The following is a 20,997-nucleotide window of genomic DNA, read 5'->3' on the forward strand; positions in this document are numbered from 1 at the left end:
TTTTCCCTATTTCCTCAGGCCGCTGTGCGGCGACCGTCTTCATCAGACCGCACAGCCAGGAACTGGTCCGGGTTGTTCAGTACAACAATTGTGGGCGTCTGGCCTTCGGGCCAGTGACGATGTCCAGCGGGGACGTGGTCCACGCCGCCGGCGTTCCAGGGGTGGCAACGCGCAAGGCGTCGCGCTGCGAGCCAACTCCCCTTGACGGCACCATGTACCGTCACCGCTTCGAGGGCATAAGCCGAGCAGGATGGGAAGAATCGGCACACCTGGCCGTATAAGGGAGAAATGATCCGGCGATACGTCTTCAGCAAGATGATGAGGACGTTGCGCGGCAGCTCCCACAGAAATGTTCCAAGGATCCTCGGAGAGACTCTAAAGAAGCGGACGACGGCGGAGCTCAGCTCATGCACGCGGTGTCCCTTCCGTTGTGGTGCCCTGGGTGGGCGAAACAACTCGCGGAGAGGATCCGCCGAGCCGTTTCGTGGTTGCCGCCAAGGCGGCATTGTAATCCGTCAGCAGCTGGTCCCAGCTCGCCGTCGCAGCCGCGGGCAGCGCCCGGACAACAACAGCAAGACCCGTGCCATGCCTATTCAAGGACAAAGCACCTGCTTCTCTCAGTCTCCTCTTAACGAGGTTCCTGGTCACAGCGTTCCCGACAGCTTTGGAAACGATGAAGCCGATGCGGCTCGGTTCTCCGGCGCCAATAGGTGCCGTATATAACACTAAGTTCCGGCGTCCATTGCGGACGCCGGAACGTACAGTTGTTGAAAAGTCGGTTGAAGTCCGTAGACGGTTACGGGTGGCTAGCACCTATTGACTCGCTTGGGAGACTGACCGACGAGTCAGTTATTTAGGCCGACAGTTCGACGCGGCCCTTGCCACGACGGGCGGCCAAGATGGCGCGGCCGGCACGGGTGCGCATACGAAGGCGGAAGCCATGCTTCTTGGCCCGACGGCGGTTATTCGGCTGAAAAGTCCGCTTGCTCACGTTAGTTACTCCAGTGGATCAAAGGTGCGCCCACCCGATCAAAAGGGGAAGAACTGGCCGACGCTAAGTTTATTTGTGTATCCGCCGCCGCCCAACGCCGGATTTACCGGAGGTGCGGGTGGTCGAAAAGCGGACACATAGGACTTCACAACGTTAGGGCAAAAAGACCCCCCAGGTCAAACCGGGAGCCGCGTGGCCCGTTATCCCCAACTGTGGCTAAGTAGACCCAACAGCCTGTGGATGAAGTGGCTCACAGGACCCGTTTCAGAACCACAACCGTGTAATTATCCACAAGCATCTTCCCAGCTATCTTCTGGGGTTTCCATCCCCTAGAGTGGCTCAGTAGCCGATTATCCACGGACTGTGTATAACCCTGTGGATTCGGTTCGAAATCCACTCATGGTTTGGACCTTTCGGCTGCCGCAATCCAGGCAAGCAAGCACTCGAGGGAACCAATTGATGACGGTAGACGACGCCAACCACGCCAACACGGTCGGAAGTTCCTGGCGGCGGGTGCTGAGCCTTCTGGAACAAGACGATCGCGTCACGCCCCGGCAACGTGGTTTCGTCATCCTCGCCCAGGCGCAAGGCCTGATCGGCTCCACCCTCTTGGTGGCCGTGCCCAATGAGCTGACCCGCGAGGTTCTCCAGACGCAAGTCAAGGACGCCCTCGACGACGCGCTCCGCAATGTCTTTTCCGATGACATCCGGTGCGCAATCGACGTCGACACAGACTTGGTGCCCATCCACCAAGAGCCGGCCCCCGCCGTCGAACTCTCTTCCGCGAACGACTTGGCCGTGGAACTGAAGCCGCAGCCCACCCCGCCGAGTACTTCGCACGAATTTGGCCGCCTGAACCCGAAGTACGTCTTTGACACCTTCGTGATCGGTTCGTCCAACCGCTTTGCCCACGCTGCGGCCGTCGCGGTCGCAGAAGCACCCGCCAAGGCCTACAACCCACTGTTCATCTACGGTGATTCCGGGCTGGGAAAGACGCACCTGCTGCACGCGATCGGCCACTATGCCCGCCGGCTCTACAGCGGCATCCGTGTGCGCTACGTGAATTCCGAGGAGTTCACCAACGACTTCATCAACTCCATCCGAGACGACGAAGGTGCCAGCTTCAAGACCACCTACCGCAACGTCGATGTGCTTCTGATTGACGACATCCAGTTCCTTGCAGGGAAGGACCGGACGCTTGAAGAGTTCTTCCACACCTTCAACGCCTTGCACAACAACAACAAGCAAGTGGTCATCACCTCGGACCTTCCGCCCAAGCAGCTGGCGGGCTTCGAAGACCGCATGAAGTCCCGTTTCGAGTGGGGCCTGCTGACTGATATCCAGCCTCCGGAACTCGAAACCCGCATCGCCATCCTCCGCAAAAAGGCGCAGAGCGAGGGTTTGTCCGCCCCCGACGACGCCCTGGAATACATCGCTTCCAAGATCTCCAGCAACATCCGCGAGCTCGAAGGCGCGCTGATCCGCGTCACTGCGTTCGCCAGCCTCAACCGTCAGGCCGTGGATGTAGCCCTCGCCGAGATGGTCCTGAAGGACTTGATCACCGACGACGGAGCCCAGGAGATCACGGCTGACCAGATCCTGAAGCAGACGGCCGAGTACTTCAAGCTCAGCATGGAAGAGCTTTGCAGCAAGTCCCGTACGCGCACCTTGGTTACCGCGCGGCAGATCGCCATGTACCTGTGCCGTGAGCTCACGGATATGTCCCTGCCCAAGATCGGTCAGGAGCTTGGCGGCCGCGACCACACCACGGTGATCCACGCCGACCGCAAGATCCGCGAACTCATGGCCGAGCGTCGTGTGATCTACAACCAGGTGACAGAGCTGACCAACCGCATCAAACAGCAACAGCGCGATTCGTAAGCCACCACTACATACCTTATTAACAGGCACATGTGGATAAGCCTGTGGATACTTAAGGGGACAAGCGCGGTTAATGGGCTTAAAACCCTTAAGGCATCTGTGGATCGTCAAAAACGGGCCTGGGGGTTATCCACGTCCACACCCTGTTTAAAACCCAGTCACCCACACATCGTGAACAGGCCTTAACCGCGGAACTGCGGGTCCAGAAGCAGTTATCCACAGTTTCCACAGGGGTTATTAACACTACTAATCCCAAAAAAATGAATTCCCTCAAATAACAATCTCCTTCCGCCCACTCACCGACGCAGCCCGTGGCTGCCTGAACCACAAGCCAGCAGGCCTGGGATGGGTTAATGCCCGAACTTCCGGCTAAGCTGTCTGCATCGCGTCCATCCTTGGCGCTGCTTTGTAGTTCGCTTACTGCGGACCGTGCAGTTTTCGGGTTCCGGGCGCTGGTTTTCGGGGCTCCTGGGGAGTTTCCGGTGGAACACTGGCAGCAGCAATGAAAGGCGGCACCCTTCCGTGAAGTTCAGAGTCGAGCGGGATGTCCTGGCAGAAGCCGTCACGTGGACAGCCCGGTCGTTGTCTCCGCGGCCGCCCGTTCCGGTACTTTCAGGTCTCCTGCTCAAGGCAGAAGCCGGAACAGTGAGCCTCTCAAGCTTTGACTACGAGACCTCTGCCCGCCTTGAGATTCCCGCCGACATCACCACCGAGGGAACAATCCTGGTTTCCGGGCGCCTCTTGGCCGACATCTGCCGCAGCCTTCCATCGGCGCCCGTCGAAATCGAGACCGATGGCAGCAGGGTCACCCTCACGTGCCGTCGAAGCAGCTTCCATCTCGCCACGATGCCGGAATCCGAATACCCGCCGCTTCCCGCACTTCCCGCCATCAGCGGAACCTTGCCCGGCGACGCCTTCGCCCAGGCCGTCTCCCAGGTCATCATCGCGGCCAGCAGAGACGACACCTTGCCGATCCTCACCGGTGTCCGGATGGAGATCGAGGATGACATGATCACCCTCCTCGCCACGGACCGTTACCGCCTGGCCATGCGGGAGGTACCGTGGAAGCCCGTGACTCCGGGAATTTCCACCAGTGCCTTGGTGAAGTCCAAGACCCTAAATGAAGTGGCGAAGACCCTCGGTGGCAGCGGTGACATCCACCTCGCCCTTGCGGAAGACGACAGCCGCTTGATTGGCTTCGAAAGCGGCGGGCGCACCACCACATCCTTGCTCGTGGACGGCGACTACCCCAAGATCCGCTCGTTGTTCCCGGATTCCACGCCGATCCACGCAACTGTCCAGACCCAGGAGCTTGTCGAAGCTGTTCGCCGCGTTTCCTTGGTCGCCGAACGAAACACCCCGGTCCGTCTGGCGTTCACCCAAGGCCAGTTGAGCCTCGACGCCGGCACTGGCGAAGACGCCCAGGCATCCGAGGAACTGGAAGCCCAGCTCAGCGGCGAAGACATAACGGTAGCCTTCAACCCGCACTATCTGGTGGAAGGCCTGGGTGTCATAGAAACCAAGTTCGTGCGTTTCTCCTTCACCACGGCGCCCAAGCCGGCCATGATCACTGCTCAAGTTGACGCCGACGGCGATGACAAGGGCGACTACCGCTACCTCGTGATGCCCGTCCGCCTGCCCAACTAGCGCGCAGTTGTTGTCGTTCTGGGCGCCCAAAACGACAACAACTGCGAGCCAGTCGGGATACCACAATCACCAACGCAGAAAAGAGTTCACACCGTGCACATCGGACTGATCGGCCTTGGAAAAATGGGTTTCAACATGCGCGAACGCATGCGGAAAGGCGGGATCGAAGTCACTGGCTTTGACCGCAATCCCGACATCGCCGACGTCGCTTCCATCGATGAACTCGTCGCCGCGCTTCCGGCGCCGCGGCTGGTCTGGGTTATGGTTCCTTCCGGCGACATCACCGATGCCGTGATCAGCGAACTTGGCGAGAAGCTCTCTCCCGGAGACATGGTGATCGACGGCGGCAACTCACGCTTTACCGAAGACCAGAAGCATGCGGCTTTCCTGGCCTCCAAGGACATCCGGTTTGCCGATTGCGGGGTTTCCGGCGGGGTCTGGGGCCTGCAAAACGGCTACGGACTCATGGCAGGTGGTGCAGATGAAGACATCGAACTCGCTATGCCGGTATTCGATGCGCTCCGCCCTGAAGGCGAACGTGCCGACAGCTTCGTCCACGTGGGCGGCGTGGGCGCCGGCCACTACGCCAAGATGGTGCACAACGGCGTTGAATACGGTCTGATGCAGGCCTACGCCGAAGGCTACGAATTGCTGGCGGCCAAGGACATCATCAAAGATCTTCCCGGCACCTTCCGCGCCTGGCAAAAGGGCACGGTTGTCCGTTCGTGGCTGTTGGACCTCATGGTCAAGGCTTTGGATGAAGACCCGGGCCTGGCCTCCATCGGCGACTACGTCGAGGATTCAGGCGAGGGACGCTGGACTGTCGAAGAGGCCATCGCCAACGCGGTTCCGGCCCCGGCCATTACCGCTGCGCTTTTTGCCCGCTTCTCCTCCCGGGAGGACAGCTCACCGGCCATGAAGATGGTTTCGGCGCTGCGCAATCAGTTCGGCGGACACGCCACCCGTCCGGCCAATTAGGCCCCGGGCAACCAGCCGTACGCGTGTACCTCGAACATCTTTCCCTCACTGATTTCCGCAGTTACGCGCAAGTTGACCTCAAGCTCGGCCCCGGCGTCACTGTCCTGGTGGGGTCCAATGGGATCGGCAAGACGAACCTCATGGAAGCCATTGGATACCTGGCCACACTGAGCTCGCATCGGGTCAGCACGGATGCGCCCCTTTTGCGGTTCGGCACCGAACGGGCTTTGATCCGTGCGAAACTTGTCAGCGGCGAACAGTCGACGGTGGTCGAACTCGAAATCAACGCCGGACGGGCCAATCGTGGCCGGATCAATCGTGGGAATCCGGTGCGCGCCCGCGACATCCTGGGCATTTGTCACACGGTGCTGTTCGCCCCTGAGGACCTTGCCTTGGTCAAGGGTGATCCGTCCAACCGCCGACGCTTCCTCGACGAACTGCTGGTCAGCCTCATGCCAGTGCACGCGGCGACCCGCAGCGACTACGACCGCGTGCTCAAACAGCGCAACGCCCTCCTGAAATCGGCCCGTGCCGGAAAGTTCACCTCGGCCCACGAAGCAACCCTCGATGTCTGGGACCAGCACATGGCCCGGGCCGGCGCGGAACTCCTGCACGCTCGTCTGGAACTCGTGGAGCGGCTCCGTCCCCACCTCAGGAGCGCTTACGCGCAACTGACGGATGGCACCAAGGAAGCCGGCGCGGTTTACCGCTCCACCATCCAGGGGGTGTTGGACGACGACGGCGGTCCCGCCGAGCGCTTTGACGAAGGTTCGGATGGGGTTGAGGACCTTCGCTCGCTTTCCGTGGAACAGCTCACCGAGCGCTATGTCCAGGCCTTCGCCGCATCGCGCCGCAAGGAGTTGGAACGCGGAATCTCCTTGGTTGGACCGCACCGCGACGAACTCGAATTGGTTCTTGGGCCAGCTCCGGCCAAGGGCTATGCCTCCCATGGAGAAACATGGTCGATGTGCCTTTCCCTGCGCCTCGCCTCCTACTACGTCATGCTCGATGACACGCGCACGGGCGGTTCCGCCCCGATCCTCATTCTGGACGATGTGTTCGCCGAACTGGACGTGCAGCGCAGGCGTAAACTGGCTGCAATAGTGGCCGGCGCGGAACAGGTGTTGGTGACGGCCGCCGTCGACGCCGACATTCCCGAGGAACTGGCCGGGCGGCGCGTGAAGGTAGTGCCCGGAGGCATTGATGGAGAAGGATAGCCCCGGCGGGCGCCAGCCGGGCAGGGACCCCGACGAGATTGACGCTGCCCAATCGGCCCTGAACCGGATGCGCGAAGCGGCCGCCGCGCGGGGCGAAATCCGGCGTGCTGCACCGCGCACCGGTGCCGCTCCGAAACGGAAAGGCGTCCGGGATACCCGCGGATTCAGCCAATTCCACGGCAGTGGCCGGGACCCCCTTGGTTTGGGGAAGGTCGTGGGGAGGCTGGTCGCTGAACGGGGTTGGACGTCCCCCGTGGCTGTCGGTTCCGTGATGGCGGAATGGGACGCCCTGGTAGGTCCGGAAATTTCGGCGCATTGCACCCCGGAGAGCTTCACCGACACCACGCTTCACGTCCGCTGTGATTCCACGGCCTGGGCGACGCAACTCCGGCTCCTGAGTACCAGCCTTCTGGAGATGTTCCGGAGGGAGCTCGGCGACGGTGTGGTGACGTCCATTCAGGTGCTCGCGCCAACCGCACCGAACTGGCGAAAGGGCGGCCGGAGCGTCAATGGACGAGGCCCGCGGGATACCTACGGGTAACCTCCCGGGCACCCGCGTCAGCCGGTTTCCTTGAACGGCGCACAGGGGCGAGAAACCTCCCCGGACCGTATAGCTCCCTAGAGGGTGCTCTTTTGATGGCTTGAAGATGGGGCCAGCGGCCTCCCACAGGTACATTCATCAGCATTAGGGCCGGGTTTTGCAAGGAACGACGCTAGGTCACGATAGAATCGGCATAGACAACTGGGCGCCGGTGAACGTTGATTGGTTTCGCTGAACAGCAATGTAAAAGCGGATCCGCCAGTCACGAAGTAACCGGCGTTAGCAGTGACGTCCCTGTTGGCGGCTGCCGTATCCCTGTGGTGTGTCCTGACGGACGTGCTTCCTTGGTGCGGTGACGGCTAGCGACCATCGAACACGGAGGAGTCGAAAGCGCCTGTGGCTAACGACAATGCAGAGACCTTGGCAGTAGAGCCCGCGAAGGAGAACGCCCATAAGCCTGACACGCCCTCGGGGTCCAGGGAGTACGGTGCAAGCGACATTACCGTGCTGGAAGGTCTCGAAGCGGTGCGCAAGCGCCCCGGTATGTATATCGGATCCACAGGCCCGCGCGGCCTCCATCACTTGGTGTACGAAGTGGTGGACAACTCGGTGGACGAGGCCCTTGCCGGGTACTGCAGCCACATTGAAGTGACCCTCCAGGCCGACGGCGGCGTGAAGGTCGTGGACGACGGCCGTGGCATCCCGGTGGATATGCACCCCACGGAGAAGAAGCCGACCGTTGAGGTTGTCATGACCATCCTGCACGCGGGCGGTAAGTTCGGCGGCAGTGGCTATGCCGTGTCCGGTGGCCTCCACGGCGTCGGTATTTCCGTTGTCAACGCGCTTTCGCGCAGGGTAGACACCGAGGTGCGTCGCCAGGGCCACGTTTGGCGGATGACTTTCGCCGATGGCGGCAAGCCACAGGGCGGTCTCGTCCAGGGCGAAGCAACCGACGAGACCGGAACGTCCCAGACGTTCTACCCGGACGGCACCATCTTCGAGAGCACCGATTTCGATTTCGAGACTCTCCGTGCGCGCTTCCAGCAGATGGCCTTCCTCAACAAGGGCCTGCGCATCACCCTCACGGATGAGCGTCCTGTGGCAGTGGCAGGCGACGATGACCTGGATCTTGACGCAGTTGCTACTGACGGCGAAGTGGCAGCAGAACACCGGACGGTCGTTTACCAGTACAACGACGGTCTGCTCGACTACGTGAAGCACCTGAACTCGAGCAAGAAAGTCGACATCGTCCACGAGGACGTTATCGCCTTCGAAACCGAAGACACTGAGCGGCACATCGCCGTCGAAGTCGCGATGCAGTGGACCACGGCCTATTCCGAGAGCGTCCACACCTACGCGAACACCATCAACACACACGAGGGCGGCACCCACGAAGAAGGTTTCCGCGCCGCGATGACCTCGCTCATCAACCGCTACGCGCGCGAGAAGACCATCATCAAGGAAAAGGAAGACAACCTCACTGGCGACGACATCCGTGAGGGTCTCACAGCAGTCATCTCGGTGAAGCTGTCCGAGCCCCAGTTCGAAGGTCAGACAAAGACCAAGCTGGGCAACTCCGAGGTCAAGGGCTTCGTCCAACGCGTGGTCACCGACCAGCTTGGCGACTGGTTGGAACGAAACCCCGGCCCGGCCCGCGACGTCATCCGCAAGGCTGTCCAGGCCGCCCAAGCGCGCATGGCTGCCCGCAAGGCCCGCGACAACGCACGTCGGAAGAGCCCGCTGGAATCCTTCGGCATGCCGGGCAAACTGTCCGACTGCTCCTCCAAGGACCCCGCGCGCTGCGAGGTCTACCTCGTGGAGGGTGACTCCGCCGGCGGTTCGGCCAAGCGTGGACGCAACCCCGAAACCCAGGCCATCCTGCCACTGCGTGGGAAGATCCTGAACGTGGAACGCGCACGCCTGGACAAGGCCCTCGGCAACAATGAAGTCCAGTCCATGATCACGGCCTTCGGCACGGGTATCGGCGAGGACTTCGACATCTCCAAGCTGCGGTATCACAAGATCGTCCTCATGGCCGATGCAGACGTGGACGGCCAGCACATCACTACGCTGCTCATGACCTTGCTCTTCCGCTACATGCGGCCGCTGATTGAGAACGGCTACGTCTACCTCGCCCAGCCGCCGTTGTACCGCATCAAGTGGTCGAACGCCCCTCACGACTATGTCTATAGCGACCGCGAACGTGACGCCAAGCTGGTCTCCGGGCAGGCCGCTGGTCGCCGAATCCCGAAGGACAACGGCATCCAGCGTTACAAGGGCCTCGGTGAAATGGACTACACCGAGCTCTGGGATACCACCATGGATCCGGACCACCGCACGCTCCTGCAAGTCACCATGGACGATGCCCTGGCAGCGGACCAGACCTTCTCCGTGCTGATGGGTGAGGACGTGGAATCGCGCCGGAATTTCATTCAGCAGAACGCCAAGGATGTCAGGTTTCTGGATATCTAGAGACTTCAAGGCCCTAGGAATATTCCAGAACTGACATATACCTGAAACGGAAATCATAGATTATGAGTGAAGAAACACCCGAGGTTCCCGCTGAGTCGGCCAGCATTCCGGAACCCGTACTTGAGGGCGATGTGCTGACCGACCGTATAGACCAGGTAGACCTGCAGACGGAAATGCAGCGTTCCTACTTGGACTATGCCATGGCCGTTATCGTTGGCCGTGCGCTTCCGGACGTCCGCGACGGCTTGAAGCCGGTCCACCGCCGAGTGCTTTACGCGATGTTCGACGGCGGCTACCGTCCGGACCGCTCCTTCAACAAGTGCGCCCGCGTAGTGGGCGAGGTCATGGGCCAGTACCACCCGCACGGTGACACCGCGATCTACGATGCCCTGGTCCGCCTCATCCAGGACTGGACCATGCGCTATCCGCTGGCGCTGGGCCAGGGCAACTTCGGTTCCCCCGGCAATGACGGTGCCGCAGCTCCGCGATACACGGAAACCAAGATGGCCCAGCTGGCCATGGAAATGGTCCGTGACATCGACGAGGAAACCGTCGACTTCCAGGACAACTACGACGGCAAGAACCAGGAACCCACCATCCTGCCGGCGCGTTTCCCGAACCTGCTGGTCAACGGCTCCTCCGGCATCGCCGTGGGCATGGCCACCAACATCCCGCCCCACAACCTCCGCGAAGTCGCCGAGGGTGTGCAGTGGTATCTGGCCAACCCAACGGCCAGCCGTGAAGAGCTCCTTGAGGCGTTGCTCGTGCGCATCAAGGGTCCGGACTTCCCGACCGGTGCAACCATCCTCGGCCACAAGGGCATCGAGGACGCATACCGGACGGGCCGCGGCTCCATCACCATGCGCGCAGTGGTGAACGTGGAGGAACTCCAGGGCCGCACATGCCTGGTGGTCACGGAACTGCCATATCAGGCAAACCCGGACAACCTGGCCATCAAGATCGCCGAACTTGTCAAAGACGGCAAGATCCAGGGCATCGCGGACCTGCGCGACGAGACGTCCGGCCGCACCGGACAGCGACTGGTGATTGTTCTCAAGCGCGACGCCGTTGCCAAGGTTGTGCTCAACAACCTCTACAAGCACACCCAGCTGCAGGACAATTTCGGCGCCAACATGCTGGCGATCGTCGACGGCGTACCCCGCACGCTGAGCCTGGACGCCTTCATCCGGCACTGGGTGATCCACCAGATGAATGTCATTGTCCGGCGGACTCGCTACCGGCTGCGCAAGGCCGAGGAAGAGGCGCACATCCTGCGCGCTCTTCTCAAGGCGCTGGACATGCTGGATGAGGTTATCGCGCTCATCCGAGCGTCCAACACCACCGAGGCTGCCCGCGATGGCTTGATGGGGCTGCTGGAGATCGACGAGCTTCAGGCCCGCGCCATCCTCGACATGCAGCTCCGCCGCCTCGCCGCGTTGGAACGGCAGAAGATCCAAGACAGGCACTCCGAGCTTGAGGCCATGATCACGGAGTTCAACTCGATCCTGGCCTCCGAGCAGCGCCAACGCGACATCATCAGCCAGGAACTGGCCGAGATCGTGGCCAAGCACGGTGATGATCGCCGGACCCATATCCTCATGGGGTTCGACGGAGACATGTCCATGGAAGACCTCATTCCCGAGGAAGAAGTGGTGGTCACCATCACCCGCGGCGGATACGTCAAGCGCACCCGGAGCGACAACTATCGTTCGCAGCAGCGCGGCGGCAAGGGCGTCAAAGGTGCCCAGCTTCGCGGCGACGACGTTGTGGAGCACTTCTTCGTCACAACCACGCACCACTGGTTGCTGTTCTTCACCAACCTGGGTCGCGTGTACCGGGCCAAGGCGTACGAACTTACCGAGGCCGGCCGCGACGCAAAGGGTCAGCATGTGGCAAACCTGTTGGCCTTCCAGCCGGACGAGCACATCGCCCAGGTTCTTGACCTGCGCGACTACGAGCAAGCCCCGTACCTGGTGCTCGCCACCAAGAACGGCCTCGTGAAGAAGACGCGCCTGGAAGACTACGACACCAATCGCACCGCCGGCGTCATCGCTATCAACCTCCGGGATGAGGACGAGCTCGTCTCGGCGCAGCTCGTGTCCGAGACCGACGATCTCCTCCTGGTTTCCCGCAAGGGTCAGTCCATCCGCTTCACGGCTACCGACGAGGCACTGCGCCCCATGGGGCGCGCGACCTCCGGTGTGACAGGCATGAAGTTCCGCGAAGACGACGAACTCCTCGCGGCCGACGTCGTCCAGGACGGCTCGTTCGTGTTCGTGGTGACCGAAGGCGGCTACGCGAAGCGCACTGCGGTCGAGGAGTACCGGCTCCAGGGCCGTGGCGGCCTGGGCATCAAGGTGGCCAAGCTTCAGGAAGAGCGCGGCGACCTTGTCGGTGCCTTGATCGTCAACGAAGAAGACGAAGTCCTGGTGGTCATGGAGGGCGGCAAGATTGTCCGCTCTGCTGTGGCCGGTGTTCCTGCCAAGGGCCGTGACACCATGGGCGTCATCTTCGCGAAGCCTGACAAGAACGATCGCATCATCGAGGTGGCCCGCAACAGCGAACGCGGCCTTGATGGCGAGGAAACCGATGACGAACAGGGCGAGGGCGCTGACAACGACTTAGCCGCCAATAGTGTCGAAAATCCTCTTGGAGGACAGTCCGGGCTGGCCGATGACGTAACGTTGGCTGCAAACGACGGCGCCGATGGGGCGACCGCAACGGCCGAATCGGGATCGGCCGCAGGATCCGGTAATGGGTCCGGCGTCGAGCTGAACGAAGACAACACCGGAGGTAACGAGTGAGCAATTCGGACTCATATCCCAAGCCGAGTACGGGTGTCCCTGGAGGATTCCGGCAGCCGTCGGCTGCTCCGCGGGTAGACGCACCGGCCCGTCCCCAGCAGCGCCCGGCGGCGGCTGCTTCGAGCCCGGCAGGAACTGGCGCGGAACGGGTACCGGGCCAACGCCCGGCCGTTCCCGGCCAGCGGCCTGCACAGGGTCAGCAGCGCCCGGCAGGGCAGCGTCCCGCCGTTCCCGGCCAGCGTCCTGCGCCCGGCCAGCGGCCCGCGCAGGCCCAGCAGCGTCCGGCCGCAGGGAATCCGGGGCTTGTGAAGCCGGCACCGAAGGCAAAGGTTCGCCGCGCCCGCCTGCTGGTCAGCAAAGTTGATCCGTGGTCGGTGCTGAAGATGGCATTCCTGCTGTCCGTTGCCCTGGGCATTGTGACCGTGATTGCCGCGATCGTTCTCTGGACCGTTCTGGACCTCACTGGCATTTTCAACCAGGTGGACAGCCTTCTGGGCACGCTGGCAGGTTCGGAAAGCGGCGGCTTTGAACTCAAGAAGGTCGCGTCGCTCGGACAGGTTGCCTCATTCGCCACCATCATTGCCGTGGTGAACGTGGTCCTGCTGACCGCCCTCTCCATGCTCAGTGCCGTGCTGTATAACATTTCGGCAACACTCGTGGGTGGCATTGGAGTGACCCTCACCGACGACTAGCCCAAACGGTCGCAAAAAGAGGGAAACTGCTGGAAAACAGTGGTGGAAATACCTCGATTTGAGATCGGGCCGGGATGTGCTGTAAAGTCATGTCTCGGCCCGAAGAGGTATCGGGGCGTATAGCTCAGGCGGTTAGAGCGCTTCGCTGATAACGAAGAGGTCCCAGGTTCAAGTCCTGGTACGCCCACGGAACCTGCACAGGTTTTGCTAAAGATTCAGGAAACTGAATCGGAACGGGGTGCATGTGAAGAAGTTGCTCATAGTTGCAGCTGCGGTCGCAGGCGTCCTGCTCTACAAAAAGGTGCAGGAATCCGAGGCCCGGAAAACGGTCTGGAGCAAGGCAACCGACACGGTTGACTAGCGAGGACGCCCGGTCCGGACATGGTGAAAACCATCGAAGGATCTAGGGTAGTATGGATGGGTTGCTTCTTATGGGGGCATGGCGCAATTGGTAGCGCACCTGCTTTGCAAGCAGGGGGTTCGGGGTTCGAGTCCCCGTGCCTCCACCATAAGAAAGAGTCCCGGTCAGAAATGACCGGGACTCTTTGCGTTAATCACTTCACTAAGGTTGAACTGTGAACTTCATTGTTGCCGCTTTGGGCGTACTCGGTGTCGCATCATCCGGACCCCTCATCGCTGGAACGCTCGGCGCCACGTCTGTCACGGCACTGGCTATCGCCTTCTGGCGGAACGCAATCGCCGCCGTCGTCATGGCTTCCCCGGTCCTGATCCGCGAACCACGGCAGTTCCGGAAGATTACGCGTCACGAGTTCACCTGGTCCGCCGTCGCGGCAGCCGCGCTGGCCTTCCATTTCGCGTGCTTCATCACCGCGCTTCAGTTGACGTCTGTCGCTGCCGCCACCGCTTTGGTGTGCCTGCAGTCGGCATGGATCGCTGTCTTCCAGCTCCTTCGCGGCACCCGGCACCGCTGGCCGGTCCTGGTGGGTCTGGGCATCGCACTGGGCGGTGTCGCGGCAATCACGGGCTTCGATATGGGAACCTCACCGAAAGCCTTCCTTGGTGACGTCCTGGCCCTCGCCGGAGGCGCACTGGCCGGGCTCTACACGTTGGCCGGAGGCAAGGCGCGCCAGAGCATGGGAATCGGGACCTACACCACCCTTTGCTACGGGATTTGCGCGGCCATTGTTGCGGTATTGGCCCTCGTGAGCGGCCAGCCGCTTGTAGGGTTCGACGCCGGCGGCTGGCTGGGGATTGTGGCGATCACTGTGTGCGCGCAACTAGTGGGCCACACCGCCTTCAATCACCTTCTGGCCACGATGAGCCCGCTGTTGGTCTCCATGATCATCCTGCTGGAGATTCCTGGCGCAGCCCTTCTGGCCGCGGTATTCCTGCGCGAGTCTCTGCCGTCCGGGACCTATGCGGGGCTAGCCTTGATCCTGGCCGGACTCGCCGTCGTCGTAATCGGTCAGCGGCGCGGTAAAGCCGGCCCTGAAGACAAGATCGCCGAGCTGGGTACCGACTGACGCGGAAGGTTACCGTCCGTGCTGCTACATGCCGCCGCGGCGCGCGCCCTGGCTCGTGTTGGCTGCGTGAATGGCCCGGAGCAGTTTCGCCGGGAAATAGACCGAGAAGAACACCACCATCGGGGCCTTCAGCGCCATTTTCTTGACGTTGTGGGCCTTGTAAGTGCGGTCGAAGCGGGTCACGTAATAGCGATAGTCGCGCGGTGAGTCCTCAAGCCTGCGGGCAGACATGCCGGAGACCATCTGCGGCCAGTACTGCACCCTGAGATCGTGGTCGGCAAGGTGCAGGGAAAGATCGATGTCCTCATGCATCTCGTCCTTCTCGTCCAGGCAGGTCTCGTCACGGATGGTTTCCCACGCGGAGCGGCGAAGCGCCATGTTGGAGCCAAAAAGGAAGTGGTACTGGTGCTTCGCAAGCCGAAGCATGAGCTGGCGCATTTTGTCGTCGGCTTTGAGCCCGAATCGACGCATGGGCATGTCGTAGTAAACCACGGGACCCGTAGCTGCTTGGGCAGAAGGATCCGTGAAGGCCTTCTGGACTTGTTCAACCCAGTCTGGTTCCAGGACGGAGTCGGCATCGATCCGGCCAAGGATCTCCGATGTAGCGCTGTTGAGGCCGAAATTACGGGTAGGGATGAGGCCTTGGGTCTTGTCCTGGCTCAACAGGATGATAGGGCTCTCCGGGTACTCCTGCTGCATCTGCTGGACGATCTGGGCTGTGCGGTCCTTGGACATGTTGTCCACGACGATGATCTCGTCTGCAGGCACTGACTGGTAAACGGCCGCGATAAGGCATTGCCGGATGACGCTCTCTTCGTTGTACGCCGGAATGACGATTGAAACGGTCGGCTTCACGGGTGCGACGGCTGCGTTACTGGCTGCATCTGCGGAAGATCTATCGGCTAGCATCCCCATAAATCTAGCATCAGGCCGGTGTCCGCTGAGGAAGCCTTCGGTGACATGTGGCCAAACAGTTGAAGGGACCCCGGCGAACCGGAATCCCTTCAACGTGAAGCGAGTATGGCTTTCGACTAGGCCTCGTGCTTTCCTGCTTCGTCCATGGCTGCCTCGTGCTTGCCGGCCTCGTCCTTGCCTGCCTCGTCCTTGTGCAGGCTGGCGGCGATGTTCTTCACCGCGGTCTTGGCGTCGGTTGCCACCTTTGCAGCGGCATCCTTGGCGTCCTCGACGGCGTCCTTTGCCTTTTCGGTTGCGGTTTCGGTTTTCTCAGCTACTTTGGTGGCGGCTTCGTTGGCCTTCTCGGCAACCTTTTCTGCTGCCGCCGCGGCCGGAACCGGTGAAGGAGTCACTGGGACCGGAGTCTTCCACGGGTCTTCCACGGGGCGGCTGGCCTTCCATGCGGCAACTCCGGCTGCCGCCGCTGCTGCCAGAACCGTGAAGATCAAGAGTCCGCGCTTCTTGGGCTTCTTGGTCTTGGCGAGTTCGTTCGAGACCGCCTTTGAGGCTTCCTCGGCTGCGGTTTTCAGCTGGGCCTTGGTGGCCTGTGCTTGCTCCTGGAGATTGTGCACCACTCCCGAGTCCACCAGCTTCTGGGCGACGGCATCCACCTGCGCGGGTGCGTTCTCAAGAGCGTGGTGGACAACTTCGGAGGCTTGACCGAGCTGCTCGGAGAGCTTGGGCAGGTACTCCTCAACAACCTTGTCCCGGGCGTGGCTAAGAGCCGGTGTGGCCTTATTGAGTGCGTCCTGGATCTTGGGCGAGGCGTCCTCGACGGCGTCATGGATCCGCGGTGCGAGGTTCGCCAGGCCTTCCTGGAGCTTCGGCGTGACGGTAGCAACGCCGTCGGCGAGGTTGTGCGCGGCCGATTTCAGGCCTTCCTGGAGCTTGGGCGAAGCGGTGTCGATACCGTGCTGGATACGGGGAACCGCCCAATTCACTGCTGCTTCGACGCGCGGCGTCGCCCAGTCCTTGGCATTCTCGACACCATTCACAACGGTGTGTTCAAGTTCGCGGGCAATCCGGTCCGATTTCTTCACAACTACCTCCCGATTATCATGCTCGTTTGTTGTTAGCCTACGTGGCTTGACCGGCACCGGCTATTGATCCAGCGGATTCATGGAAGATTTCACCGAGCGCGGAACCGGCCTCCTGGCCGCCTCGCCGTTGACCCTGCATGGAAGAATGGCGCTATGACCATCGCAACCGCAAAAGCAACTTTCCACACGAGCCTCGGCGACATCGTGGTTGACCTCTTCGGCAACCACGCGCCAAAGACGGTCGCCAACTTCGTTGGCCTGGCCACCGGCGAGAAGTCCTGGACGCACCCTGAGACCGGCGAAGACAAGACCGGTACCCCGCTTTACAACGGCACCGTTTTCCACCGCATCATCAAAGACTTCATGATCCAGGGCGGCGATCCCCTCGGCCGCGGCATCGGCGGACCGGGCTACAAGTTCGACGACGAGATCCACCCGGAGCTGAGCTTCAACGCCCCCTACAAGCTGGCCATGGCCAACGCAGGCATCCAGATGGGCAAGGGCACCAACGGTTCCCAGTTCTTCATCACCACGGTTAACACTGATTGGCTCTACGGCAAGCACTCCATCTTCGGCGAGGTTGCCGACGAAGAGTCCAAGAAGGTTGTCGACGCCATCGAGGCCGTCCGCACCGGCATGGGCGACCGCCCCGTTGAAGACGTCGTCATCAACAGCATTGACATCGTCCAGCTCTGACCCCCGGAGCCTAGCAACATATGAGTTACGGAATCCCGGCGGCAGAGCCGTCCGCAGACATTCCGGTGTGCCCCAGGCACCCGGACAGGCCCTCTTACGTGCGGTGCCAGCGTTGCGGGCGTCCTGCATGCCCCGAATGCCAGCGGGCGGCCGCCGTCGGGTTCCAATGCATTGACTGCGTCAATGAAATGAAGCGTTCGACGCCGGCCGCGCGCTCCGCCTATGGCGGCGCCATTTCGACAGGCCGGCCCCTGGCGACGTACGTGATTATTGGGCTGTGCGCCCTGGTGTACGTCCTGCAATGGTTGATTCCCGGCAATGTGGTGGAGGATCAACTTGCCTTCGCGTCGGTCTACGCCACCCCGCAGTTTGGGGCCTTCGAACCCTGGCGGATGCTGACGTCTGCCTTTGTCCATTCGCAGGGTTTTGTCCTGCACATCGTGCTCAACATGTACATGCTCTGGATCTTTGGCCAGGTCCTTGAGCCCGTTCTGGGGCGCATTCGCTTCCTGGCCGTTTATCTACTGTCCGCAGTCGGCGGCTCTGTGGGTTTCCTGCTCCTAACACCCATGTTGCCTCCAACCGGAGTGGAAGGCGCTTCCGGCGCGATCTTCGGCCTGTTTGGCGCACTCCTGGTGGTCCAAAGCCGGCGCGGCGGAGACACAAGGCAGCTGTGGATCCTCATTGCCATCAACGGAGCCATTGGCTTCTTGGTCCCCGGTATCGCCTGGCAGGCCCACTTGGGCGGGCTCATTACAGGTGCGCTCTCCGCGGCCGTCATCGCCTTTGCTCCGCGTGGACCGCGCCAGGCACTGCTCCAGACAGCCGGCATGGCAGTGGTGGCCGGGATTCTGGTCCTGGCCACCGTCCTTAGGGCCACGGCAGGCTAGCCCTTCCTCGCGCTTTACCCGAGGAGTTCCTCCAAGCGATCCATCGATTCCTTGATGCCCGCATCCATGCCGCTGGCTACCGCCATGTCCCTGGCCTCGACCGAGGGGAACACCGAGCGCTGCACGACGCGCGTGCGGCCCCCGAGATCCTCAAACCTCGTGGTGTCCAGGGTGACCTGACCAGGGGCGCCGTCGAATTCGAAGGTCTGAATGATCCTCAAGGGTTCTTGAACTTCGTGGAAGACCCCTCGGAAGCCGAATTCGTTGCCTTCGCGGTCCGAATGTACGTAGCGGTAGCTGCCGCCGGTCCGCGCGTCGTAGGACTCTAGACGCATTTCCAGGCGCCGCGGGCCCAGCCATTTCACCACAAGTTCGGGATCTGTGAAGGCCCGGAACACGCGATCCGGAGCGGCGTCGAAGTCGCGGCTGGTGTCGATGAACGGCGTGCCGGCCGTGACGTCAATGGTTGTTGTGTTGGTGCTCATTGTTCCTTCTCCTTTTCCGGATAGTCCCCTTCGGCCAAGTCAGCAGTAGTCTCTCCGGCTAACCGGGTTTCACCGGCCAATAGCTCGTCCAGCCGGGTGAAACGCTCTTCGGCCTGAAGACGGTAGCTCTCGATCCACTCGGCCAAGGGACCCAGCGCCGTGGTGTTCAGGTGACAGGGCCGGCGCTGCGCTTCCCTGCTCCTAGTGATGAGCCCGGCGCCTTCCAGCACCTGTAGATGCTTTGAAATGGCTTGGAGGGTGACGGTGAATGGCTGGGCGATCTCAGTGACGGTGGCGTCGCCCAAGGCCAATCGCGCCAGTATCCTGCGGCGGACAGGATCGGCGAGTGCCATGAAGGCCTTATTGAGCTGGTCTTCAGGATCCCGCACTGCTGCTCCAACAGTCTCCGGCATGTGTCTCCCCTGCCAGGCTCAGGCTCGAGCGTCGCGGACGGCTTTCCGCAGCACACAAGCACTTTGCTTCTTCAACTAGCTGCTTCTTGAAGTGTTATTCAAATAAGTCGTTTATCAACTGGTTCATTGAATAAACCAAGCCTAGGACTGTGCACGAACACCGTCAAGACCCTGAACGTGTTTTCCACAGGTGTTATCCACATTGTGTGTAACTTACAAGGATGTAGTTCCGTTGTGGATTGGCTGTGTGGGCTGAGATGACGCGGGTGACGGATTCCTCTGCGGATTAACGTCCACAGCTGTGGATAACTTTTGCCAGCGTGCCTGTGGTTATGTGGATAAGAAGCCCGTAATTCAGGGGTGTGTGGACAACCTCACTGTTGGCAGTGGCCGGGGCGCGGTATCAACAGGGTTATCAACATTGTTAATAACTCACACGGTTGTAGTTCGCAGATTCCCGGTAGCCTTGGAAGTGCGCCGTTCCGGGAGTTTTCCACGGTGAAGACAATACTTTTCCCCAACTGTGGATAACTTGTGGGTAGCTGCCTGTTGTTAAGTGTGTAACTTCGACGATTGCAGTTCCCGAGTTGCTTGTCATCTATCACTTGCGGACGGTGCTGACCACTGAAATAGCAAGCACGGCGAGTGCACCCCAATAGGCCGTGTTCCAACCAGCAGCTTGGGACAAGGCGAACACCGCGCCGCCAACGAGGCTGCCGGCGGATTCGCCGATGCTCGTGGAAATTTGTCGCATGTTGAAGAGCTCGAGTTGCGAGCGGTGAGCGCCGATGCCTGCGAAAGCAGTGTTCAACATGGGTGTAAAGAAGGCTTCCGCAATTGAGAAAACAACCACCGCAAGCAGGACTCCCGGAAGTGTGCCCCCTAACAGGGCCATGACGAGGTACGCGCCGGCGAAGATAGAAACTCCTCCGCGCATGAATGCAAAGGGGGCCGTTCCACCGCGCATTCTTCTGTTCATGAGCATGCTGATGGGGGCCTGGATGGCCACCACCAACAAGGCGTTTACGACAAAAACCGACGATCTTAGTGGGCCGGACTCGGCAATGGAGAGGAGATGGATCGAGATCGAAGAGAAGAGCTGCGCGTAGAGGAAACAACCAGTCGCGGAGGTGATCGCGGCCGCCCGGACTTTCCGATCCAGGACAAGCGCGGTGAACGTTTCCTTTGTGAGCGGTGGCCGTTCCGTAGAGGTGCGCGGTCGTGTTGGGGGAACGAAAATCGCAGAAACGATGGCAGCAGCAACGTATGCGGACGCAACCCAACAAAGAAGAGCAGTCGCTGAGCTGCTTAGGAGCAGCGCACCCAGAATCGGGCCAGCTGCTGCAGCCAGATTTGCGCCTACTTGGATTGCGGAGAAGACGGTCGTTCTCCGATCAGAGGACTGGAGTGATTCTGTGGCGAAGACTCGAAGTGCCATTCCGCTGACACTGATCCCTACGCCCGCGACACCAAGGAGAACAACGACGTTGGCCACCTGGTTCGCAAGACCCAGAGATCCGAAGGACAGTGCTGCAATGCTGAGCCCTCCGCAGACGGACAGTCGCAAGGGCCATGTCCGCATCATCCTGCTCAACAGCACCGCAGCGGCGCGCATGCTGACAGACAGAACAAAGAGCGCAACACCTGTCTCCCATCCGGAAGTAACGTGCCATTGACCGGCCAGCAGGGCTGGGAGAAGGGGCAACATTGCGTAAAACCCCAGCTGGGAAAGAAATGACGAAGGGACTGCTGCGGCCAAGACCCTCCAGAGATTTTCTCGGCGGAGCTCTTGCCCGCCCATCATTGCTGCAA

At 61.2% G+C, this 20,997-nt stretch carries 20 protein-coding genes and 2 tRNA genes; 14 read left to right on the forward strand and 8 right to left on the reverse strand.

The features are described from left to right. Positions 1 to 14: 14 nt before the first annotated feature. The 3 genes from yidD to rpmH are packed head-to-tail and all read right to left on the reverse strand — an operon-like array spanning position 15 to position 991. Positions 15 to 413, reverse strand: a complete 399-nt coding sequence (yidD, locus tag OOZ51_RS05545; RefSeq protein ID WP_395800055.1) for a membrane protein insertion efficiency factor YidD — start codon at positions 411 to 413, stop codon at positions 15 to 17. Then, positions 406 to 813, reverse strand: coding sequence for a ribonuclease P protein component (gene rnpA, locus OOZ51_RS05550; RefSeq protein WP_078107069.1), 408 nt, complete (start codon positions 811 to 813; stop codon positions 406 to 408). Before rnpA ends, yidD begins: the two co-directional genes overlap by 8 nt. 40 nt (positions 814 to 853) lie before the next feature. Then, complete coding sequence (gene rpmH / locus OOZ51_RS05555) at positions 854 to 991, reverse strand: 50S ribosomal protein L34 (RefSeq protein WP_011776797.1); 138 nt, start codon at positions 989 to 991, stop codon at positions 854 to 856. Positions 992 to 1,450: 459 nt separating this feature from the next. Between rpmH and dnaA the strand changes: the two genes are divergently transcribed. The 12 genes from dnaA (at position 1,451) to OOZ51_RS05615 (ending at position 14,707) form a co-directional block, all read left to right on the forward strand. After that, positions 1,451 to 2,872, forward strand: coding sequence for a chromosomal replication initiator protein DnaA (dnaA, locus tag OOZ51_RS05560; protein ID WP_265978181.1), 1,422 nt, complete (start codon positions 1,451 to 1,453; stop codon positions 2,870 to 2,872). A gap of 522 nt (positions 2,873 to 3,394) precedes the next feature. Next, complete coding sequence (gene dnaN / locus OOZ51_RS05565) at positions 3,395 to 4,519, forward strand: DNA polymerase III subunit beta (protein ID WP_265978182.1); 1,125 nt, start codon at positions 3,395 to 3,397, stop codon at positions 4,517 to 4,519. Between the two features lie 57 nt (positions 4,520 to 4,576). Then, positions 4,577 to 5,497 (forward strand): phosphogluconate dehydrogenase (NAD(+)-dependent, decarboxylating), encoded by a 921-nt coding sequence (gene gnd, locus OOZ51_RS05570; protein ID WP_265978289.1) that lies wholly within the window; start codon positions 4,577 to 4,579, stop codon positions 5,495 to 5,497. Between the two features lie 23 nt (positions 5,498 to 5,520). After that, positions 5,521 to 6,714 carry a DNA replication/repair protein RecF gene (gene recF / locus OOZ51_RS05575; protein ID WP_265978183.1) on the forward strand — a complete coding sequence of 398 codons (1,194 nt, stop codon included), beginning with the start codon at positions 5,521 to 5,523 and terminating at the stop codon, positions 6,712 to 6,714. Next, entirely contained in the window at positions 6,701 to 7,255 is a 555-nt protein-coding gene (locus OOZ51_RS05580; protein WP_265978184.1) for a DciA family protein, read from the forward strand. Before recF ends, OOZ51_RS05580 begins: the two co-directional genes overlap by 14 nt. A gap of 396 nt (positions 7,256 to 7,651) precedes the next feature. Then, the gene (gyrB, locus tag OOZ51_RS05585; RefSeq protein ID WP_265978185.1) at positions 7,652 to 9,727 is read left to right on the forward strand and encodes a DNA topoisomerase (ATP-hydrolyzing) subunit B; all 2,076 of its coding nucleotides are present in this window, start codon (positions 7,652 to 7,654) and stop codon (positions 9,725 to 9,727) included. 62 nt (positions 9,728 to 9,789) lie between these two features. Beyond that, the gene (gene gyrA, locus OOZ51_RS05590) at positions 9,790 to 12,531 is read left to right on the forward strand and encodes a DNA gyrase subunit A (RefSeq protein ID WP_265978187.1); all 2,742 of its coding nucleotides are present in this window, start codon (positions 9,790 to 9,792) and stop codon (positions 12,529 to 12,531) included. Further along, entirely contained in the window at positions 12,528 to 13,223 is a 696-nt protein-coding gene (locus OOZ51_RS05595) for a DUF3566 domain-containing protein (RefSeq protein ID WP_265978189.1), read from the forward strand. The genes gyrA and OOZ51_RS05595 overlap by 4 nt, the downstream gene beginning before the upstream one ends. Before the next feature lie 113 nt (positions 13,224 to 13,336). After that, positions 13,337 to 13,410: transfer RNA gene (locus OOZ51_RS05600), tRNA-Ile, on the forward strand. A 57-nt stretch (positions 13,411 to 13,467) separates the two neighbouring features. Next, on the forward strand, positions 13,468 to 13,584 hold the full coding sequence (locus tag OOZ51_RS05605; protein WP_265978190.1) for a DLW-39 family protein: 117 nt from the start codon (positions 13,468 to 13,470) through the stop codon (positions 13,582 to 13,584). A gap of 72 nt (positions 13,585 to 13,656) precedes the next feature. Next, positions 13,657 to 13,732, forward strand: a tRNA-Ala gene (locus OOZ51_RS05610). A gap of 66 nt (positions 13,733 to 13,798) precedes the next feature. Then, complete coding sequence (locus OOZ51_RS05615; RefSeq protein WP_265978191.1) at positions 13,799 to 14,707, forward strand: DMT family transporter; 909 nt, start codon at positions 13,799 to 13,801, stop codon at positions 14,705 to 14,707. A gap of 24 nt (positions 14,708 to 14,731) precedes the next feature. On the opposite strand, the gene OOZ51_RS05620 is transcribed toward OOZ51_RS05615, so the two are convergent. Then, the gene (locus tag OOZ51_RS05620; protein WP_265978192.1) at positions 14,732 to 15,616 is read right to left on the reverse strand and encodes a glycosyltransferase family 2 protein; all 885 of its coding nucleotides are present in this window, start codon (positions 15,614 to 15,616) and stop codon (positions 14,732 to 14,734) included. Between the two features lie 122 nt (positions 15,617 to 15,738). Next, the gene (locus OOZ51_RS05625; RefSeq protein WP_265978193.1) at positions 15,739 to 16,701 is read right to left on the reverse strand and encodes a hypothetical protein; all 963 of its coding nucleotides are present in this window, start codon (positions 16,699 to 16,701) and stop codon (positions 15,739 to 15,741) included. 153 nt (positions 16,702 to 16,854) lie between these two features. Here OOZ51_RS05625 and OOZ51_RS05630 point away from each other — a divergent pair, with 153 nt between their 5' ends. Together OOZ51_RS05630 and OOZ51_RS05635 are read left to right on the forward strand one after the other, a co-directional pair. Further along, positions 16,855 to 17,397, forward strand: coding sequence for a peptidylprolyl isomerase (locus tag OOZ51_RS05630; RefSeq protein ID WP_265978195.1), 543 nt, complete (start codon positions 16,855 to 16,857; stop codon positions 17,395 to 17,397). Between the two features lie 20 nt (positions 17,398 to 17,417). Next, positions 17,418 to 18,287, forward strand: a complete 870-nt coding sequence (locus tag OOZ51_RS05635; RefSeq protein WP_265978196.1) for a rhomboid family intramembrane serine protease — start codon at positions 17,418 to 17,420, stop codon at positions 18,285 to 18,287. Between the two features lie 14 nt (positions 18,288 to 18,301). Here OOZ51_RS05635 and OOZ51_RS05640 read toward each other — a convergent pair whose 3' ends face one another. From OOZ51_RS05640 to OOZ51_RS05650, 3 genes are all read right to left on the reverse strand, one after another. Next, positions 18,302 to 18,772, reverse strand: a complete 471-nt coding sequence (locus tag OOZ51_RS05640) for an SRPBCC family protein (protein ID WP_265978197.1) — start codon at positions 18,770 to 18,772, stop codon at positions 18,302 to 18,304. Continuing rightward, positions 18,769 to 19,185: an ArsR/SmtB family transcription factor gene (locus OOZ51_RS05645; protein ID WP_265978199.1), complete on the reverse strand. Its 417-nt coding sequence runs from the start codon at positions 19,183 to 19,185 to the stop codon at positions 18,769 to 18,771. Before OOZ51_RS05645 ends, OOZ51_RS05640 begins: the two co-directional genes overlap by 4 nt. A gap of 601 nt (positions 19,186 to 19,786) precedes the next feature. Then, the gene (locus tag OOZ51_RS05650) at positions 19,787 to 20,989 is read right to left on the reverse strand and encodes an MFS transporter (RefSeq protein ID WP_323054684.1); all 1,203 of its coding nucleotides are present in this window, start codon (positions 20,987 to 20,989) and stop codon (positions 19,787 to 19,789) included. Positions 20,990 to 20,997 lie beyond the last annotated feature (8 nt).

It is taken from the genome of Arthrobacter rhizophilus (assembly GCF_026241105.1).
In the GTDB taxonomy this organism is placed as follows: domain Bacteria; phylum Actinomycetota; class Actinomycetes; order Actinomycetales; family Micrococcaceae; genus Arthrobacter.

Coding starts and splice junctions, on each gene's coding strand:
- dnaA (WP_265978181.1), top strand. CDS start 1,451: ATGACGGTAGACGACGCCAACCACGCCAACACGGTCGGAAGTTCCTGG.
- OOZ51_RS05580 (WP_265978184.1), top strand. CDS start 6,701: ATGGAGAAGGATAGCCCCGGCGGGCGCCAGCCGGGCAGGGACCCCGAC.
- gyrA (WP_265978187.1), top strand. CDS start 9,790: ATGAGTGAAGAAACACCCGAGGTTCCCGCTGAGTCGGCCAGCATTCCG.
- OOZ51_RS05620 (WP_265978192.1), bottom strand. CDS start 15,616: ATGCTAGCCGATAGATCTTCCGCAGATGCAGCCAGTAACGCAGCCGTC.
- OOZ51_RS05630 (WP_265978195.1), top strand. CDS start 16,855: ATGACCATCGCAACCGCAAAAGCAACTTTCCACACGAGCCTCGGCGAC.
- OOZ51_RS05635 (WP_265978196.1), top strand. CDS start 17,418: ATGAGTTACGGAATCCCGGCGGCAGAGCCGTCCGCAGACATTCCGGTG.
- OOZ51_RS05640 (WP_265978197.1), bottom strand. CDS start 18,772: ATGAGCACCAACACAACAACCATTGACGTCACGGCCGGCACGCCGTTC.
- OOZ51_RS05645 (WP_265978199.1), bottom strand. CDS start 19,185: ATGCCGGAGACTGTTGGAGCAGCAGTGCGGGATCCTGAAGACCAGCTC.
- OOZ51_RS05650 (WP_323054684.1), bottom strand. CDS start 20,989: ATGATGGGCGGGCAAGAGCTCCGCCGAGAAAATCTCTGGAGGGTCTTG.